Source organism: Verrucomicrobiota bacterium, from assembly GCA_016200005.1.
Lineage (GTDB): Bacteria > Verrucomicrobiota > Verrucomicrobiia > Limisphaerales > PALSA-1396 > PALSA-1396.
In genome coordinates this window covers 1-14,770 of sequence record JACQFP010000044.1, presented here as the reverse complement: position 1 = coordinate 14,770, position 14,770 = coordinate 1, and the positions used below count along the sequence as shown (strand labels likewise).

Below are 14,770 nucleotides of genomic sequence, written 5' to 3'. Positions count from 1 at the left end.
GCCCCGATGGAGACATTTACTACCTCCGCCACGCTCCAGACCCAGAAGCCAAACCCATCGTTCTGCTCCATTGCCCAGTGTTCTGAATCCATTCCAACTTTGATCGCACACTCTTTTCCAACTTTGTTTGCTACACGACAAAGCCCGTTAAAACACTTGCCAAACCCCCTTGCATCCCTAGATTTGGCGGCTCTTAATTGAGTGGCAACCGATGAATCTGAACACTGTGACTACATTTCTGGCTGAGGCGGGCGCGGCGCCTGCGCAAAAGCCCGCGCCCCCGCCGGTGTGGACGAACATCGTTCCGCTGCTCCTGATGGTGGTGGTGTTTTATTTTATTCTGATTCGTCCTCAGCAGAAGAAGGCCAAGGACCATGCCTCGCTGCTCAAAACCCTTCGCTCGGGCGACAAGATTGTCACCAGCGGCGGCGTCGTCGGCGTGGTCATCACGGTGAAGGAAAAAACCGTCTCCCTCCGCTCGGCCGACACCAAGCTGGAAGTCCTCAAATCCGCCATCTCGGAGATCACCGAACGCGGCGGCGAAGCGACCGCATCCTGATTTCCCGTCATGAATCGAAATAATCTTTGGAAGTGGATATTTGTCGTCCTAACGGTCATCTGGTCGTTTTACGAAATTTATCCGCCCAACGGTCGTGACCTGACACTGGTGTTTCAAGAGCGCGCGGTGCGACGCGATGCCGCCTATACGAACATCATCGACACACTCAAACCCTTGCAGCAGAAAAACGCGGAACGCGCGTTCGGCAACCTGCTGGATGCGATCGGGACGAATGACATCACGCGCTATTTTCCATTCTTTGAAATCAAGCAGGAAGCGAATCCGACGCGCGCCATCCTGAATCGTCTGCAACGTGAGGCCGCGGGTCGGATCAAGCGGGGTTTGGATTTGCAGGGTGGCACATCGTTCCTCGTGGGTGTGGACCTGACCAAAGCGACGAGCCTGGCCAACACCGAAACTGCTGGCACGAATCAGTTGAGCACCAACACCTCGCCGCAAGATGTGTCGCAAAAGAACGAACGGATTTTATCGCAGGCGGTCGAGGTCCTGCGCCGGCGTGTGGATAAATTCGGCGTGGCCGAACCAATCATTCAGCCGGCGGGCGCGGACCGTATTCTGATTCAACTGCCCGGCTTGTCCGAAGCGGAAAGAGAGACCGCCAGAATCACGATCCAGAAGGCGGCTTATCTGGAATTTCGGCTGGCGCATCCGGAGACCGACGACCTTGTTCTGCAAGGAATAACCGAACCGGGCTACGAGTTTTTGCGGCACCCGCATAAATCGAAAACGGGGCAGGACGTGCCCGGCTACCTCGTCAAAAAGAAACATGAACTGACCGGCAAATCCATCAAGAGTGCCATGGTTAGTCGCAACATGATCAATAATTCACCGGAAATTGATTTTGTCCTGAACGACGAAGGCGCGCAGATTTTCTCCAGGGTGACACGCGAGAACATCGGACATCAACTTGCCATCGTGTTGGACGGCGAGCTTTATTCCGCGCCGGTTATCAACGGCGAAATCGGCGCGCGCGGGATGATCGAGGGCAGTTTCACACCCGAAGAGGCGCAGCAACTGGCGAACGTGCTGGAGAATCCGCTGGAAGCGCCGGTCAAGATCATCGAATCACGGGAAGTGGATCCATCGCTCGGAAAAGATTCCATCCGCAGCGGGATGAACGCGGCATTGATTGGCACGATCGCCGTCGCTGGTTTCATGTTGGTTTACTATTTGTTCGCCGGCCTCGTTGCCAACCTCGCCCTGGTCCTGAACATCATCATTTTGATGGGGGTCATGTGTTCGATTGGCACGACCCTCACGCTGCCAGGCATTGCCGGTATCGTGCTGACCATCGGCATGGCGGTGGATGCCAACGTGCTCATCTTCGAGCGCATTCGTGAAGAACTGGCGGCGGGCAAATCGATGCGTGGCGCGCTGGCCGCCGGCTACAACAAAGCCTTCGGCACCATCTTCGATTCGAACCTTACCACGCTCATTTCATCGGTCATTTTGATTTTCATGGGCACCGGGCCGGTGAAAGGGTTCGGCGTGACGCTGACGATTGGTGTGACCGTCAGCATGTTCACGGCGCTGGTTGTCACCCGCCTGATTTTCGACTGGCTGCTGGCCAAGGAATGGCTCAAGAAACTGCCAATGCTGCACATCATACGCGGCAGCAAAATCGATTTCATGAAATGGGCGGCGCCTGCCTTTATCGCCTCCTGGCTGTTGATTGTCATCGGCAACGGTTACGGCATCTTCGTCCGTGGGCACGGCGTGCTGGGTGTGGATTTTGTCGGCGGCGACCAGCAGACCTATAGCTTCGCGCAAAAGGTCGAGGTGGATAAAATCCGCGACACCTTGAAGACGCTCAACGTGGGCGATGCCGCAATTCAGTACCAGAAGGACATTGCAACAAAAACGGAAAACCTGCGCATCACCACCGCGTTCAACAGCGCTGACAAAGTGAAGACCGAGTTGGAACGAAAATTCCCGGCGGCGCAATTCAAGTCACTCTCCGTGGACAAGGTCGGCCCGACGGTTGGCGCAGAGATCACGCGGGTTGCAATTCTCGCCTCGCTGCTGGCGATGTTTGGCATCCTGGTCTATGTCGCGTTCCGCTATGAATTCTCCTTCTCTGTTGGCGCGGTCGTGGCCATCATCCACGACATTCTGATGACGATGGGCTGGTTCTTCCTGAGTGGTCGGGAACTGAGCGCGCCGATCGTGGCCGCCATCCTCACGATCATCGGTTTCTCGATCAACGACACCATCGTCATCTTCGACCGGATTCGGGAAGACCTGAAGCTGGGCGTGCGTGGCACGTTCAAGGAAGTGATGAACCAGGCGCTTAACCAGACGTTGAGCCGGACCATCATCACCAGCGGTACCGTGTTCATCGCCACCCTCTGTCTTTACCTGTTTGGCGGCGGCGTGATCAACGACTTTGCCTTCACGTTTCTCGTCGGCATTCTCACCGGCACCTACTCGAGCATCTACATCGCCAGTGCGCTCGTCCTTTGGTGGCACAAAGGCGAACGGCCCAAGATGGGCGCCTCACAGGTGGTGATGGATCAAACCGTCACGACGCGCGGCTGACGATCCCGTCATGCTTGCGACGATTACCATCACTCCGTGGCATTGGGTGGGGTTTGTCAGTTGCGTGCTGATTTTTCTGGCGGTGGATCTTGGCTTGTTCCACCGGCAGGCGCATGTGGTGCGTTTCAAGGAGGCGCTGGCCTGGACCACGGTCTGGTGCACGCTGGCGATGTTGTTTGCCGTTGGATTGGCGCCGTTGCGCGGCAAGCAGGAAACCGTCGAGTTCCTGACGGGCTACCTCATCGAACTGTCGCTGTCGATGGACAACGTGTTTGTGATCGCGCTGATCTTCACGTATTTCCGAGTGCCATCACATTATCAACATCGCGTGTTATTCTGGGGCATTTTGGGCGCTCTTCTGATGCGCGGGGTGATGATCGGCTTGGGTTCGGTGTTGATCCTCCGGTTTCATTGGATGCTGTATGTCTTCGGCGCGTTCCTCATGTTCACCGGGGTCAGAATGTTTTTTGCCGGGGAGGTCGGCGTGCATCCGGAAAAGAATCTGATCATCCGGCTGGCGCGCAAATTCTTTCCGGTCGCCACCGAGTATGAGGGGCAGAAATATCTGTTGCGCCGCCACGGCCGCTGGGTATTGACGCCGCTGGCGTTGGTCTTGTTGACAGTGGAGACGACTGATTTGATTTTCGCGGTGGATTCCATCCCCGCCATTTTCGCCGTCACGCAAAAACCGTTCATCGTTTTCACCTCGAACGTGTTCGCCATTCTCGGTCTGCGCTCGCTTTATTTCGTGCTGGCCGGGGCGATTGATCATTTTCGCTTTCTCAAGTTTGGTCTCTCGATTGTGCTGGTGTTCATTGGTGGCAAGATGCTGGCGGAAATCTGGGGTTATGAAACGTCAACCACCGTCTCCCTGGTGATCGTCGCCGGCATCATTCTGATTTCCATCCTGGCCTCGGTCTGCAACCGGCCGCATCGCTGATGAAATACCGCTGGTCATTGGCGCCGCCGCAGCCTTTATTGGCGGAACGGTTGGCGTCCGAACTGAAAGTTTCTTCGCTGCTCGCGCAATGCCTGCTCAATCGAGGGTTTAGCGAGCCGACAGCCATCAACAATTTCCTGCGACCGCGCCTCAAACAACTCGCCGATCCTTTCTTTTTGCCGGACATGGACACGGCAGTGGCGCGTCTGTTCCTCGCCCGCGCCCGCGCCGAACCGCTCGTAATCTTTGGCGACTACGATGTGGACGGCGTCACCTCCACGGCGCTGCTGGTCGAGGTGTTGCGATCGCTGGGATGGACCGTTCATTATTATCTGCCGCACCGGATGGAAGAAGGCTATGGCTTGAGTCAGGATGGCGTGGAGAACTGCCTCCAAAAATTTCCCGTCAAACTCCTGCTGGCGGTGGACTGCGGCTCGACGGCAGTGACGACCATCGACTGGCTGCGTCAACGCGGCATCGATGTGCTGGTGCTCGATCATCATCAGGTTTCCTCACCCGCGCCCGCCGCCACTGCGCTCGTCAACCCGCAAGTTGGAGTTCAAGCTTTAGCTGGTTCGGACCCGGAACAGCCTAAAGGCTGGACTCCAACCTTCACTGAACTCTGCTCCGTCGGTCTCGCGTTCAAACTCGCCCACGCCCTTGTGAAACGCGGACGCGATCTTGGGCTGGCGGAAGCCCGCGCTTACGACCTGCGCCCGCTGCTGGACCTCGTCGCGCTTGGCACGATTGCGGACATCGTGCCGTTGTCCGGGGAGAACCGCATTTTCGTGGCGATGGGCCTGGAGCGCTTGAACACCACTCAGCGACCCGGTCTGCTCGCTTTGAAAAAAGTGGCGCAGTCCCCGGCGCAACTCGGCACCTACGAAGTCGGTTTTCAACTGGCGCCGCGCTTGAACGCCGCCGGACGTTTGGAGAACGCAGAAGAAGCCTTGCACCTGCTCATGGCGCGCGACCTGGCCGAAGCAATGCCGCTGGCGCAAAATCTCGATGCGCACAATCGTGAGCGACAGAAAATCGAGCGCAGCATTGCTGACGAAGTCATCGGCGCACTACGCGCGCGCTTCAATCCCCAGACGGACTTCGTCATCGTGGAAGGGCAGTTGCTCTGGCACATCGGCGTGGTTGGCATCGTGGCGTCGCGCGTGTTGCAGCAGTTTTATCGGCCCACGATTATCGTCGGTGGCGAGAGCGGCGAATGGCGCGGGTCGGGCCGCAGCATCGAAGGCTTCGATCTGGCGGCGGCGTTGCGCGAGTGCAACGACCTGTTGGTGCGTCACGGCGGCCATGCGATGGCGGCGGGCTTGACGATTCAACCGGACAATCTGGATGCCTTGCGCCTTCGCCTCAACGACCTTGCGCGCCGCCTGCTGAAGCCCGATCAACTGCAACCGGCGCTGAGGGTCGATGCGGAAATTTCGCTCGCCGATCTGACTTTGGAACGGCTGATGGAGTTCAACCAATTGAAACCGATGGGACAGGGAAATCCCGTCGTTCAACTCGCCACCCGCCGTGTCACGCATCAACGCCCATTGCAACGAATCGGCGCGGACAAACAGCATGTCAAACTCTGGGTCACGGACGGCACTGCCACGCACGAGGCGGTCTGGTGGCGCGCGGGCAACGAATCGCTGCCGGTCGGTCAGTTCGATCTCGCCTTCGCGCCGCAGATCAACGAATACAATGGCCGGCGCGCGGTGCAGTTGAAGGTTTTGGATTGGCGACCGGCGTGAGCGGTCGCACGTTTCGCCGTCTGCTTGAAATTTGCGCGACTGGATTCGCCGGACGGTTCTCCTCAAGACTAGAAATGAACCACGCGAGTTCCTTCTCCTGGGGGAGAAGGTCAGGATGAGGGCGAGCTAAAAACTTGTTGATCTTTTTGTCCGAGGCTCTCCCGGCCCTCTCCCCAAGGAGAGGGAGAATCGTTTTCCGTCTTCTTGAAATTCGCTCGCCTGGATTTGATTGGCTCTAAAATCATTGCAATCGAGATGGCCGGGTTCAATATGGAAAAAATGGCATGTTCGAGCATCGCAAAAGCAAACTTCTGCCGCGCCGCGCGTTTTACGCGCGTTTAGCCAGGAGCGTTGCCATCGGCTTGATTGTCATCGCGATTTCGCTGAGTATTGGGATGCTTGGCTATCACCACTTCGAAAACTTTTCGTGGGTCGATTCCTTCGTCAACGCCGCCATGATTTTGTCCGGCATGGGGCCATCGACGCCCTTGCAAACAAATGCCGGCAAGGTGTTCGCCGGGTTCTACGCTCTGTTCAGCGGCATTGTGTTCATCACGACGGCGGGACTCATGCTGGCCCCGGTCGTGCACCGCTTCTTGCACAAGTTTCACCTCGAATCCGAGGCGCGCGACAAGGAAGCCAAAAACTCAAAGTGAGTGCGGCCAAGTTGACGAGGTGAGAATGCGATTGCTCCGCCGAATATCCTGTTTAACTTTGCCGGGCGTTTGCTTGAGGGACCACGATTTGGTTTTTGCAAGATGGACAGTTGATCTGCCTGCCCATGTATCCGGCATCGCACCGTCTATGTTGTCCGCAGCTAGGACAAGAGAATTTGAATTCAGGAAGGGATTTGGCAGTCACTTCCGCTTTGGTGGCGTTTCTTAAGTGTGAATCTCCCCTGGCCAGTTCATGCGCACGAACCTCGCGCCAGCGCTTGAAAAACGCCTCGGCCTCCGACTGCTTCCACTGCCGCCACTCAAGGATGAGGATCAGGAGACTCCCCAGTACGAGATAGACGATAAACAGTATCCAAAGGATGCCCGCCACTTTCGCAACCCCTAGCTTCCATGCGAGCGCCACCACTGCTGGAAATGGAGCCGCCGCCTTCAACCAAACCATCCCTAAAAGATAAACCAAGTGATTCAGACCCGCCCATGACGTCACTATCCCTTGGTTCATTAAATCCCGACCCACAAACAAGTAGCCGCTGACCGCCAAATGCAACACCCCGGCCAATACCAGCACCGTGCGGGTAGTGAGGCCAAACAAAGCATCCTGCTGCCGCAACGGTGGTATGTCGTCCAAACCAACCAAAAGCATTAACAGCCCGATCACGGCGAACATGGTCGCCGTTGCCTGGACATACCGCTTCAAAAACCGAAATACCGATTTGGCCTTCGATTCCCCTCTTTTGTCCGGTTTAACCGTCATAATCACACAATCGAAACCTGCCTCCGGGTGAATCTCTCGCCCTTATGCAACCGAAATTCGGCAATGTTTGAGCTAAAGTCCAACGCCGGGCGGGCGTCAAGCAGTTAACCGTTCCTGCAGCGTGCCCCCTTTCCCTTGGCTTTTCAGTTTTTCGAACCACACAGAAAATACTTTTAAAAACTGTTGACAAACGACTGGCAAAACATTGAACCCGCCCCGCCCTACCCAGACAGAGTTCTACGCAGATCCGTTTTGTTGTGATGAAAGCAGTCAAGCCATCAACCATTGGCAGAACTATGGCAATGAGACTTTGGGCGACGGTGCAGCACGGAGGCCGCTGTGGTCCCGCATTTGTCCACTTGCCTTCTGTTCGCAGCATGAGGAAAATAGCAATGTCTTGGGGCACTGATCGTGCGCAGTCGTGCAAGCGCAAGCCCCTGGTGAAGGAACTTTTGTGTCAAAACTAGGGACTAATCCATTTCGCAATGTACTTTGCGGTGTGCAGAGATGGACAGGCCGTTGGATTAAGGGTGGCTGCCAAACACTGCGTACGCCCAGGTGGTGGGTCTTGGCTCTGACCGTTCTGTCAACGGTAGTTTGTGATCTCGTGGCCTTGGCAGATGACAAAGGCAACGCCAGTTTTCCACTTTCGTTCAAGGTTCAAATGAGGGTCCGGACCTCGGAATTCTTCCCGACTGCGGCAGAGGCGTCGACCAGCTCAGACACTGTTGTGGCTTTGAGTTACAGCAATGCTTGGTGGAGGATAGATGGCATCACGGTGAACGCTAAAAGAGGTCAAAGGATGATTCAAAGCTGCATGACTATCCCGGAGGGTATCCGATATATCGTTTATTCTCCAGACGCAGCGGGGTCGAATGGCAAAAAGCTTACGCCCGTTGCTACCGCGTGCCGGATGGCATTCCCCGCGCCAGGACGAGAAGCTCTTTTTTGTCATGGCTACCTGCCTTCGCAATCCTGTACAGCGATGGCCGCGTCCTTCGCTGGAAGGATGAAGATGCAGGTTTCATGACAGGCCCACCTATTGAGAGCAAGTGGGGTTCGCCGTTCGATAAGGGATTTACGAACGCTGTGCTTAAGGTCGAGTCCTTCCAGACCGAAGGCCGCTACTCGATCCCCGAAAGGGCGGTGTTCTTAGTATATGCTCCGAAGGCGAATGGGGTCAGCACAAACGACCTTCAATTACTGCGCTCGTACGCCATTTATGCGACTAATATCTCGTTTTCGACAATTGCTGATGATCTCAAGCCGAAAGTTGCCGGTCGCATTCTAGTCACTGATCGGCGATTCGAACGCGACCGCAATCCCGTATATGAGGTCATCTATCGCTTCGACAACCAGTGGCTTTCAGACGATGAGGTTCGTTGCTCATCATGAAATTTTAGTAAGGCTTGTCGATGAAATCCAGAAAATCCGCACGGTAGAAAAAGCTCAAACACTCAAGCACCAGAATGCAAAAATCACAGCTTGTCAGCTTTTCAGTGTTTTCCGCCGCTATCGCACCAACTCGAATTGCGCTGCCGAGGCTGCCTGCCTCTCCGAGACCAACTCCGCCCGCTTCTCGATGAATTGCGCCATGATGCTCACGGCAATTTCCTGCACACTTTGCGATTTGATCTGGATTCCCACGGGACACGCAACACGCTGCAACTGTTCCGGCGTGGCAATTTTTTCTTCGAGAAAGTGTTCGAAGATTGTGTGCGCTTTGCGTTGGCTGCCGATCATGCCAAAAAAGAGAAATGGCTTATGAATCCAATCCCGAAGCACGAGCGCGTCGTGGCGATGGCCACGCGTCACGATCAACGCAAAGCTCGGAACCTTGGGCAGCGGCAAGACGCTGAGTTTTTCCCAGACATCGGCCTTTAATGAAACTTCACGTGGAAAGAACTGATGGTTGCACAACGCCGGACGGTCATCGAACACCGTGACGTTGAAATCAAGTTGCAGCGCGAGGGGGGCGACGGCTTGGGCGATGTGACCCGCGCCTGCGATCCACAAGGCGCAAGGCGGCGTGATGGTTTCATGATAAAGCCAGTCGGCGGAGGGAAAGTGGGAAAGTGGGAAAGTGGGTGTGTGGGCTTCAGCCAGCGCGACCACAAAATCTTTCTTCACGCCCCACGTTTTTGTGGCGCTACGCTCCGCGAGAATGTTCCAGAAATGTTCCCCGACCTTCTGCGCATTGGGCAGAATCACGCCGAAAACTTTGCCGCCGCAAATCAAACCATCATCCCAGCCGAAATCGTGATCGAGCAGCAAATCGAAGGTCTCGGCTTCTCCGCTTCGCAAGGATTGAATTGCGCGATGCTGAATCTCCGCTTCAAGGCAGCCGCCGCCGAGTGTTCCCTTGATCCGGCCATCGGCGTAGAAGAGAGCCTTGGCGCCAACTTTTTGCGGGCTGGAGCCTTTGACGCCGGAGATGACGCCGAGCGCCACCGGTTCACCGCTGTGCGCGGCCTCGGCGAGGGCCTGGAAGACGAGATTTTTCACGATTTGGCAACCATTCAGGGTAGTCCGAAGAATTGTTCGTCAATCGGAATACCAGCGGTTGCCAAATTATTACGCTGCCCTCGGCGTGACAGCAAGCTCACGTGCCGGTACTGCCAGTTGATCAACCCGTGAGATACCCGGCTTAGTTGAACTTTGACTTGGCGCTCTCGTAGGCCTTTTCCAATTCGTCCATGGCTGAGGCAAAACCGGCTTTGACATCTTTCCAAGTCTCGGCGCTCGCCGCTTTCGCTTCCTCAAATTTTGCCTTGGCCTTGTCACGCTGCTCGCGCAATGCGGCCAGCGCTTTGTCCGCCTGAACCTTGGCGTCGTCCTTGTAGCCCTCCGACTTTTTGGCGAGTTCGGCGATATTGGCATCCAATTCCTTCAGTTTCGTATCCATCGACGCGACGAATTCATCTTTGTTTTCGACCACGTAATTTTTGGTGGCCACGGCGGCGTCTTTGTAGGTCTCCGTGACTTGTCTGGCTGTGACGGATCCATTTGTTTGTTCCTGGTTCTGGGTTTGATCCGTCTTGTTGCAACCCACCAGCAGGGTCAAGGCCGCGGCCAATGCAATTTGATGTTTCAATTTCATAAAATCACCCCGGTTCAAGATGGCGAGAGTGGGAACTGGGCGGTGCAAGTGGATACAACCACCCAGTTCCCGTTTGTGGCGTGCCTTACCCTTTCACCTCCATGGCGTTTACGACACTTTTCACGCCGTGAATGTCATTGGCGAGCTTGGTGACGAGGTCTTTCTCAGCCTGGTTTTTCGCCTCTCCACTCACCGTGACCACACCTCCCCGGGTGGTCACCTTGGTCTTGATGGCGCTCGTCGAGCGATGCGTGAGCAGCGCGGACTTGACCTGTGCCGTGATCGAGGCGTCATCGATCACCTCACCCATGCGCCGAGGTGGCGGCGTGGTGGAGACCGTCATCTCATTTTTGACCCCTTTGACGCCTTCAATGTCCTTGGCGTATTCCTCAGTCAGGTCCTTTTCGGCCTGGCTGGAGGCGGTGCCGCTCAAGGTTACCATGCCATCTTTGACTGCGACGGTCGTCCTGGTGCCGCTGACGCTGCGATGAAAGAGCAGCGCGGACTTGACTTTGAACTCGATCCAGCCGTCGGAGTGTTCGTCGGCTGGTTTTACCACGAGTTGATTATCGACACTCTTGACGCCCGGGAGGCTTTCTACCGTATCCGCCGCCATGTCTTTATGAGAGCGATCGGAAACTTCACCCTTCAAGGTTACAAGTCCGTCCTTCGATTGAATCTTGATGTCATCGTTCTTCAGATAAGTGCGATAGACATAAGACTGTTTGGCCGCCGCGACGATACGCGCATCATCACTGCGTGCGGCGCGCAACGGCGTGCAGGTGATGACCGTGGCCAGCACAGTCATCAAAACCAACGTGTATTTTGTTTTCATAGTATTCCTTTGGTTCAGTTTTGGTTCCGTCAGACCCGCTTGCGTCCGAAGATCAGCGACACCAGAAACAACACCAGAAAGAGCACGAAGAGCACTTGCGCGATCCACGCGGCTGTTCCGGCGATTCCAGCGAAGCCAAGCAAGGCTGCCAGGAGGGCGATTACGAGGAATGCCAATGTCCAGTTTAACATGATGATTCCTTTCCAGTTTTGTTCGGTTCGTGGCTCCGAAGCGGCCGTTTGCTTCCACGGTAAACGGGGCGGCTTCGGACCACTCCACCGGTTTCAGTCTGTGCTCATCGAGCATGTTCTCTCGTTTGGTTCTGTTGGCGTTTGTGTTCATAAAGTTCCTTCGCTGATTCAGTCCGCCATTACGGATGAGGCAGGAATGGTGGAGGCGGCAATCCCGGTGGTCCTGGCGGCACTGGCAGAGTACGACAGCCGGCGAGCACCACCAAAACCAACGCCAGAAAATATTTGAGCTTTTTCATATAATCCTTTCTCTCGTGTGCGAGACGGCGACGACCGTTCTACCGTTCAGGCCGTCACACATCCCGCGTTTAAGGCTTATCTTTTTCAGGACCCTTGTCCTCTTTTCCGGGATTCTTGCCCTCGCCTTTTCCTTCCGGTGGTCTAGCCGGCTTTTCTGGAGGTTGCGCGGGTGTCAGCCGCCGTTTCGGCTCGGGAGCGATGTCTTCTTTACCAGGCGGCCGGTTCTTGTCTATGTTCGGCCGCGTCGGTTTTTCCGGCTGCGCTCGTTTCTCGCTTGGCGGTGACTTGCGCTCCGGTCCCAACTTCGGTTCTTCCGAAGGCGCAACCGACGGTTTTTCTTTGTCGGGCTTTTTGGCCGCGTCGGGAGCCGTTCGTTTGGCCGGCGGTTCGGATTTCTTACCCGGCACCGCTTTACGCTCTGGTGCTGACTTGGGTTGCTCCGACGGCGCGACCGAAGGCTTTGCGTTGCTCTTGGGCTCATTTTTGCCACGAGTTACTTCGGGAGGTGCCGGGGACTGCCGAGCGGCTTCCTGAATTGGAACGGTTTTGACCTGTTTGCCCGTCGCTTTTTGAACCACAGCCAGTCCAGGTCCCTCATTAACCACAACCTTTTGTCGTCCGCCGCCGACTGTCCGCGTCTCGTGCTTGATATTGTTGATGACAGTCGTCTTGTTGATGATCGTCGTATTGTTCACGACCACCGAGGACGGTCTAATCGGGTCGTGAAACCGGGCTGTCTCAACGAAGACGAACGCCGGTGCGCCCAAGGCAACCGACACCGACACGTGAGGCGGTGGCAGCGGCGCCCAACCGATATAGCCGCCACCAACCCGCCAAGAAACCCACGCTGGTCCCCATTCGATGCCAGGAACCCAGATCCAGGCTTGAACCGGGTCATAAACCCAGGAGCCGTAATGGTAACAAGCCCATCCCCACGGTTCGTCGCTGGCCCAGTACCAGCCGCAGTCCGTCCAAACCCAATGACCGTAACAATACGGCCGCCATTCAACGGCGACGCCGGTCGGACGCCAACAACGTCCGTAAGAACCCACCTCAATCCACGCGCCATGCGACGAGAGCGGCGCGTAGAAGTCGGCTTGGGCGTGAATGTTGACTGACGCTGAAACCTCCAGGTCCGCGCGAGCATTGAACACGCCCAAGCTGGAACTCCCCACCAACCCAATCCCCACTATTCTTAACAATGATTTCATAAATCTTCCTTTCATTTTCGTAAGCGAACGCCAAGCATTTGTTAAACGTTCGCGCTTCATGATCTTCTCTTCATTGTCCAAAACTTAATTCGCAAGTTGGTGGCAAACAATCGGTGCCAAGGCTGATCGTGCCCTGGGTGTGCGTCCGACCCGACCCCGGCTTTTATCCGAGGGTGCAGTGGGCGGCGCCGCCAATTGAAACCAATGGCGTCAGATTGGAATGTTAAACGGACATGGAAGAACAAACATGAAAAGCGAACAACATGTGAGCACGGTCAATCAGGAAGCGCAGGAGAGCTCCGAAGACATCGCGAAACAGGCGCAGGGCTCCGTCCGCTATGGTAAACCCGTCTTGGAACTGCAAAATCTGAGGAGGTACGTGCTCTTGATCATGTCCCGTACTCCACGAGGTCAAATGGGCCTCCATTTACTCGCCCTCCGCAAGAATGGGAACTTTCGCTGGCATCTAGCTGGCGTGATTCGCGAATTGCGCTCCCGGCCTCCACTTTATTGATGGCACTGCAAGAGTGAGTCTTGATACTAACGCCGCAAGAATTCGTCGATTGGCGCTAGTGGTTCGATGTGATCGCATACAATCTTTACCGTCATCATAATCGGTACTGCTATCAACGCCCCGACAACACCCCAGAACCAACCCCAGAATACCAGCGACACAAACGCCCCCAAAGGATGGAGCGTGAGGCGCTGGCCCAGGATGATTGGTGTGATCAAGTTTGCCTCGATGCCGTGGAGACATAAATACACCGCGGGCGCGAGCAGCACCTGGTTCCACGCTTGAGATTGCATGAGCGCCGCCAGCGCCAGCACGAAGCAGCCGGTCAGCGGTCCGAAATATGGAATAAAATTAAGCAGCGCTGCCATCGTTCCCCACAACACCGGGTTCGGCAGTCCGATAAGAAACATGACCAACCCGACGATCGCGCCGAGACAACAATTGATGATCGTGATCGTGAATAGGTACTTTGAGACGGCATGCTCGATCTCGCGTGCGATTTCGGCGACCCGTGTCTTCTCCTCCAGACGCATCAGTTTGGCCACTTTCCGAACAAAAGTGTCCCCCGCACCAACAGAAAATAGAGCAACACCAGCACGACGACTGCGCCGACGACAACCACTTTTGTCCAAGTCAACATAGTCGCGCCCCAACCCGGCGTTTTCATTTGCACCTTTCGTGTCGTGTCCCGCTCGCTGTCCGTCATCCGCTGAACTTGCTCCGCCGCCGCGCCGAGCTTGGCCGCCGGCTGCGACACTTGTCGTACGCGCGCCTCCAACTGTCGCAATGTTTCGGACGCTTTGTTGAGCCACTCCTCCGCTGGTCTACTAAGCGCCAGCGCACTGCAAACCAGCGCGGTCAGCAATGCCGTCAACACCAGCGCTGCCCCGGCTGGTGGTCGAACGTGCAGCCGGTGCAACCAACGCACTATTGGATTGAACAGAAAACTCAGCAGCACCGCGAGAGTTACGGGAAGAAAAAACACCCGCGCCACGTGCAAGGTATAGAACAGGGCCAACACAAACAGCCCTGCAATTGCAACCGATCGGATATCCCAAGAACGCTTTTACATGTGACTGTCTCCCGCAGCTCGTTTGTCGCACGGATGGAGCGCAGCAACCTTGGTTCCCGTAGCTTCACGTCATCGTCCTTCTTGGTGCCACCTCCACACTATCACCAACGATGTCGTCCGAGCTAGAACGATAACCGCACGCCCAGTCTTCCGACCCCAAAATTTCTGGCGCCATCGGTAAACACGTAACGCGCATCGGCAAACAACCCAACATGCGGGTTGAATCGGAACTCTAGCCCCAAAACAAGCGAGTTGGGAACCGCAAGGAGCGCCGCGGGGAAAACCTTCTGAATTTGGCGCCTGAAAT

Annotated in this window: 16 protein-coding genes; 8 read left to right on the top strand and 8 right to left on the bottom strand. The window is 56.0% G+C overall.

Annotation, left to right across the window (positions count from 1 at the left end; all coding sequences use genetic code 11):
* The first annotated feature begins 211 nt into the window (after window positions 1-211).
* The 5 genes from yajC to HY298_15610 all read left to right on the top strand — a co-directional run bounded on the left by yajC (window position 212) and on the right by HY298_15610 (window position 6,465).
* The gene (yajC, locus tag HY298_15630; protein ID MBI3851688.1) at window positions 212-559 is read left to right on the top strand and encodes a preprotein translocase subunit YajC; all 348 of its coding nucleotides are present in this window, start codon (window positions 212-214) and stop codon (window positions 557-559) included.
* 9 nt (window positions 560-568) lie between these two features.
* Window positions 569-3,118 carry a protein translocase subunit SecD gene (secD, locus tag HY298_15625; protein ID MBI3851687.1) on the top strand — a complete coding sequence of 850 codons (2,550 nt, stop codon included), beginning with the start codon at window positions 569-571 and terminating at the stop codon, window positions 3,116-3,118.
* Window positions 3,119-3,128: 10 nt separating this feature from the next.
* Window positions 3,129-4,058 (top strand): TerC family protein, encoded by a 930-nt coding sequence (locus HY298_15620; protein ID MBI3851686.1) that lies wholly within the window; start codon window positions 3,129-3,131, stop codon window positions 4,056-4,058.
* Window positions 4,058-5,809: a single-stranded-DNA-specific exonuclease RecJ gene (gene recJ, locus HY298_15615; GenBank protein ID MBI3851685.1), complete on the top strand. Its 1,752-nt coding sequence runs from the start codon at window positions 4,058-4,060 to the stop codon at window positions 5,807-5,809. The genes HY298_15620 and recJ overlap by 1 nt, the downstream gene beginning before the upstream one ends.
* A gap of 284 nt (window positions 5,810-6,093) precedes the next feature.
* The gene (locus HY298_15610) at window positions 6,094-6,465 is read left to right on the top strand and encodes a hypothetical protein (protein MBI3851684.1); all 372 of its coding nucleotides are present in this window, start codon (window positions 6,094-6,096) and stop codon (window positions 6,463-6,465) included.
* A 52-nt stretch (window positions 6,466-6,517) separates the two neighbouring features.
* Here HY298_15610 and HY298_15605 read toward each other — a convergent pair whose 3' ends face one another.
* The gene (locus HY298_15605; GenBank protein ID MBI3851683.1) at window positions 6,518-7,240 is read right to left on the bottom strand and encodes a hypothetical protein; all 723 of its coding nucleotides are present in this window, start codon (window positions 7,238-7,240) and stop codon (window positions 6,518-6,520) included.
* 1,026 nt (window positions 7,241-8,266) lie between these two features.
* On the opposite strand from HY298_15605, the gene HY298_15600 reads away from it, so the two are divergent.
* Window positions 8,267-8,635, top strand: coding sequence for a hypothetical protein (locus HY298_15600; GenBank protein ID MBI3851682.1), 369 nt, complete (start codon window positions 8,267-8,269; stop codon window positions 8,633-8,635).
* Between the two features lie 117 nt (window positions 8,636-8,752).
* Here the strand turns inward: HY298_15600 and HY298_15595 are convergent, their stop codons facing one another.
* The 4 genes from HY298_15595 to HY298_15580 form a co-directional block, all read right to left on the bottom strand.
* Window positions 8,753-9,745 (bottom strand): XdhC family protein, encoded by a 993-nt coding sequence (locus HY298_15595; protein ID MBI3851681.1) that lies wholly within the window; start codon window positions 9,743-9,745, stop codon window positions 8,753-8,755.
* 142 nt (window positions 9,746-9,887) lie between these two features.
* Complete coding sequence (locus HY298_15590; GenBank protein MBI3851680.1) at window positions 9,888-10,340, bottom strand: hypothetical protein; 453 nt, start codon at window positions 10,338-10,340, stop codon at window positions 9,888-9,890.
* 85 nt (window positions 10,341-10,425) lie between these two features.
* Window positions 10,426-11,175 (bottom strand): BON domain-containing protein, encoded by a 750-nt coding sequence (locus HY298_15585; GenBank protein ID MBI3851679.1) that lies wholly within the window; start codon window positions 11,173-11,175, stop codon window positions 10,426-10,428.
* Between the two features lie 29 nt (window positions 11,176-11,204).
* Complete coding sequence (locus tag HY298_15580; GenBank protein ID MBI3851678.1) at window positions 11,205-11,366, bottom strand: DUF1328 domain-containing protein; 162 nt, start codon at window positions 11,364-11,366, stop codon at window positions 11,205-11,207.
* Between HY298_15580 and HY298_15575 the strand changes: the two genes are divergently transcribed.
* A complete protein-coding gene (locus HY298_15575) occupies window positions 11,365-11,655 on the top strand; it encodes a hypothetical protein (GenBank protein MBI3851677.1) in 291 nt (96 codons plus the stop codon). The genes HY298_15580 and HY298_15575 overlap by 2 nt on opposite strands.
* Window positions 11,656-11,734: 79 nt before the next feature.
* Here HY298_15575 and HY298_15570 read toward each other — a convergent pair whose 3' ends face one another.
* Window positions 11,735-12,877, bottom strand: coding sequence for a hypothetical protein (locus HY298_15570; protein ID MBI3851676.1), 1,143 nt, complete (start codon window positions 12,875-12,877; stop codon window positions 11,735-11,737).
* A 247-nt stretch (window positions 12,878-13,124) separates the two neighbouring features.
* Between HY298_15570 and HY298_15565 the strand changes: the two genes are divergently transcribed.
* Window positions 13,125-13,391: a hypothetical protein gene (locus tag HY298_15565; GenBank protein MBI3851675.1), complete on the top strand. Its 267-nt coding sequence runs from the start codon at window positions 13,125-13,127 to the stop codon at window positions 13,389-13,391.
* Window positions 13,392-13,417: 26 nt separating this feature from the next.
* Here HY298_15565 and HY298_15560 read toward each other — a convergent pair whose 3' ends face one another.
* Window positions 13,418-13,936: an AI-2E family transporter gene (locus HY298_15560; GenBank protein ID MBI3851674.1), complete on the bottom strand. Its 519-nt coding sequence runs from the start codon at window positions 13,934-13,936 to the stop codon at window positions 13,418-13,420.
* On the bottom strand, window positions 13,924-14,412 hold the full coding sequence (locus HY298_15555; GenBank protein ID MBI3851673.1) for an AI-2E family transporter: 489 nt from the start codon (window positions 14,410-14,412) through the stop codon (window positions 13,924-13,926). The genes HY298_15560 and HY298_15555 overlap by 13 nt, the downstream gene beginning before the upstream one ends.
* Window positions 14,413-14,770: the final 358 nt, after the last annotated feature.